This window comes from Kitasatospora sp. NPDC008050 (assembly GCF_042957465.1).
GTDB lineage: Bacteria > Actinomycetota > Actinomycetes > Streptomycetales > Streptomycetaceae > Kitasatospora.
Window position 1 is genome coordinate 1 of sequence record NZ_JBIBIJ010000055.1, and the last position, 4,018, is coordinate 4,018.

Below are 4,018 nucleotides of genomic sequence, written 5' to 3' on the forward strand. Positions count from 1 at the left end.
GCGTTGAGGACCACCCCGTCGCTCTCGGCGACCAGTACGGTCTGGCCCAGCTCGGCGCGGTCCGCGCCCAGCGCCCGGACCGGGGTGTAGCCCTCCTCGTGCAGCAGACGGGCCCAGCCCTGCGGCGAGGCCAGCGGCGAGTCCGGCATCCGCAGCTCACCGTCGTCGAAGACCCACCACCCCTCCAGCACCCCGCCACCGATGGTCAGCAGCGGGCGCACCGAGGTCAGCTCGTTGAGCACCAGCCAGCCGCCCGGCTTGAGGAGCGCCTTGGCCCGGCGCAGGGTGGCCCGCAGGTTGCGGGTGGCGTGCACCACGTTGGTGGCCAGCACGATGTCCGCCGAGGCCGGCTCGAAGCCCTGCTCGGCGAGCTCCCGGTCCAGGTTGAGCACCTGGAAGCGGGTGAACGGGTAACGCTCGGCGAAGCGCTCGCGCCCGAACTCCAGGAAACGCGGCGAGATGTCGGTGAAGGTGTAGCCGACCCGCCCCGGGTGCTCGGCCAGCGCCGGCAGCACCCGCTCACTGGTCGCCCCGGTACCCGCGCCCAGCTCCACCACCCGCACCGTCGCCCCCGCCGCCAGCTGCGGCAGCCGCAGGTCGAGGAAGCAGCGCACCGTCTCGCGCACCAGCAGGTTGAAGGAGTCGGTCAGCGGGTTGCCCTTGTAGAAGTTCTGCACCAGCTTCATCGAGGAGCCGGGGAACATGATCTCGGTGGCACCCACCTCACCGCGCAGGATCCGCGGATAGGCCTCCAGGAAGAGCCGGTTGAGGGTGACCGTCGGCTCGATGTCCGGATAGGCGGCGGCCAGCCGGTCGAACTCCGCCTCCCAGCCGGCCGCCGCCGTGGCCTGGTCCACCGCGTCCACCGCGACGGTCGTGGTGACCCACTCACCGTCGCGGGTCAGGAAACCGGCCCCGACCAGGATGTTGAGCAGCGCCTCGTGCAGCCGCTGGAACCGGTCCTGGATCCCCAGGGCGCCGCGCAGTTGCTCGCTGTGGTGCCGCTCGCCCGAGCGCCGCAAGACACCCATCCGCTGGTAGACACCCAGCAGCATCGGCCCCGAGACCGCCTCCAACTCCTCGTAACCGGCGATCACCCGGACCGCGGCCGGGTCGGTGGCGGTGCCCGCGCCCAGCCGCGAGGCCACCCCGGCGAGGGCCGCCCGGTGGCCGCCGCCGAACAACTCGCCGTCCAGCGCCGGGTCGTGGCCCATCGCCTCCAGCGCGCGACGGCCGGCGCGGATCGGCATCGCCTGCGGCAGGCCACTGCCCAGGATCCGCCGCACCGCGGCGATCCCCTCGGCGGCACTGAAACCGCTGATGCCCAGGCCCGCGAAGATCTCCGCGAGTCCGGGCTGGGCCCCGGAACCGACCAGGCCCCAGTAGCCCTGGTTGATCACGGTGACCGGGAAGTCCAGCCGCTCACGCAGGAACAGCGCGTAGGCGTCCTCGGTGGCCGAGGCGCAGATGTAGGCACCGTTACCCGCGAAACTGCCGAAGGAACCGGCCGAGGAGAAGTAGGCCAGGAAGTCCAGCGACCGACCGGCCAGCGCGGCGGCCAGCATGGCCGCGCCCTCGGTCTTCACCCTGGTCGCCGCGGTGAAGGTAGCCTCCTCCAGGTCGGCCAGGTTGTGGTTGTCGAAGACCATCGCCGCGTGCACCACACCGTGCAGCGCGCCGAAACGGTGGTACGCCTCAGCCACCGCCGCCGCCAGATCGACGGCCGAGCACGCGTCACCACGCAGGTGCACGACCTGCCCGCCGGCGGCCTCGACCGCGGCCAGGTTGGCCCGCTGCTCGGCCCCCAACTCGCCACGGCTGAACCAGAGCAGCCTGGCCCCGTGACGCCGGGCCAGGTGAAGGCTCAGCTCCTGGGCGATGCCGCCGGTACCGCCGATCAGCAGATAGACACCGCCGTCCCGGAACACCGGCCCGCCCTCGGCCAGTTCGACCCGACCAAGGCGGCGCACGTAGCGCACCCCACCGCGCAGGGCCACCGTGCGGCCCGTGCCGTCGAGGGGCTCGGCCCAGATCGCGTCCAGCAGGGGGCGGACGGCCTCGGCTGGCGTCTGGCCGTTGAACTCCTCGGAGGCGAAGTCCAGGCCCGCCACCCGCAGTTCGGGACGCTCCTTCGGAGCCACCTGCAACAGACCGTGCAGACCGGCACCGAACGGGTTACACACCGCGCTGCCCGCCACCGGATGCACATCACTGGTGACCACCACCACCCGGTCCACGCCGCTCACCCGCAACAGGTGGAAGAGCGAGAGGGAACCGTGCCGCAGGTGCCCGGCCGCCTGCTCGACGCCGACCCCCTCGGTCACCCCCACGCCGACCGCGCCGAGGTGCAGCACCAGGTCAGCGCCGGCCGCGCGGGCCAGCCAGGCCTCGGTGGGCTGCTCGTCCAGCCCCACCAACTCCACCCGGGCATCCGGACGATGAGCCGCGATCGCCTCACCCAGCCAGCGCGAGGCAGCGGTCACCAGGGCCACGACCCGCTGCCCCGAACGCACGGGCTCGACGCCCTGCGCCTGGGCCCGCACCCACAGCGGACGGTAGAAGTCCGGCAACTCCTCGACCACAGGCTCGGCCACGGACTCGGCCACGGCCACGGCCACGGCAGCGATTGTGGAGGGGAGTTGGGGGATCCAGTAGCGCCGCCGGGCGAACGGGTAGCCGGGCAGCTCGATCCGGCGGGCCGTCGCGGGCGTGATCCGGGCCCAGTCGACCCCCGCCCCGGTCACCCAGCGCTCGGCCACCGCCGCCAGGTCACGCCGGTCCAGCTCCCGCTCCAGCGCGGCGGCTTCGGGCCCGACGAGCTCGACCCGGGCACGGACGGCACGGCCGGTGCTGACCAGGCCCCGCTGCGTCTCGCTTCCGGCGGCGTAGGCGGCCAGCGCCTCGGCGGCCTCGCCCGTCGAGCGGGCGACCAGGGCCAGGCGGAACTCGTAGGGGGTGCGGCCCGACTGGAGGGTGTGAGCGACGTCGGCCAGCCGCAGGGCCGCGTCCTCCACCGGGGTCTGTGCGCCGACATCGGCCAGCGTATCGGTCAGCGCTGCGGCCACCACCGCCGCCAGTGCGCCGATGGTGTCCGCGCTCGTCGCGGCCGCGGGCAGGTCGGTGCCCAGCTCGGTGGCCAGCAGCGCGTGGTAACGCGCCAGCTCGGCCACACCGAAGCCGCAGTCGGCCAGTTCGGCACCCAGGTCCAGGAACTCCGCTGCCACGCCCACCGTTTCGGCCGCCAGATCCAGGCAGAGCCGCTGAGCCCGGGCCAGATGCCCCGGATCCCGCGCCAACCGCCCAGGCCCGGCGCCCCGGGCGAGGAAGGCCGCCAGCTGCTCCGCGCTCGCACGCAGCCGGTCCTCACTCTTGGCGGAGAGCACCAGCAACTGCTCCGCCCCGCCCGCCACCGGCTCGGGCACACCGACCGGCAGATACTCCTCCACCACCACACAGGCATTGGCACCACCACCACCGAACGAGCTGACCACCGCACGCAGCGGCAGGCGCTCGGGCGCGCCGTGCACATCCGGGCGCTCCAGGTGCGTCCAGGGCCGCAGGGTCTGCTGCACCTCGAAGGGCGTGCTCGCGAAGTCGATCTCCGGGTTGCGGCGGGCCGAGTGCAGTGAGGGCACCAGCAGGTGGTGGCGGAACTGCAGCAGGACCTTGGTCAGGCCCGCGATGCCGGCCGCCGACTCCAGGTGGCCGATGTTGGACTTCACCGAGCCGACCGCGACGGTCGGCCGCTCCTCCCGGCTCGCGGGGTCGATCCGTCCGCCGAAGGCCTCCAGCAGCCCGGCGATCTCGATCGGGTCACCCAACGGGGTACCGGTGCCGTGCGCCTCCACATAACCGACCGTGTCCGGGGTCACCTGGGCGCGCTCCAGTGCCGCACGGATCACCGCGGCCTGGGCAGCGGCACTCGGCACGGTGTAACCACCGGTCTTGCCACCGGAGTTGATACTCGATCCGCGGATCACCCCGAGCACCCGGTCACCGTCGGCCAGCGCCCGGGCCA

General features: G+C 73.2%; 1 protein-coding gene. It reads right to left on the bottom strand.

The window, feature by feature from the left end:
* A partial coding sequence (locus ACFZB9_RS36790) for an SDR family oxidoreductase (RefSeq protein WP_391454512.1) occupies positions 1–4,018 on the bottom strand: 4,018 nt, incomplete at both ends.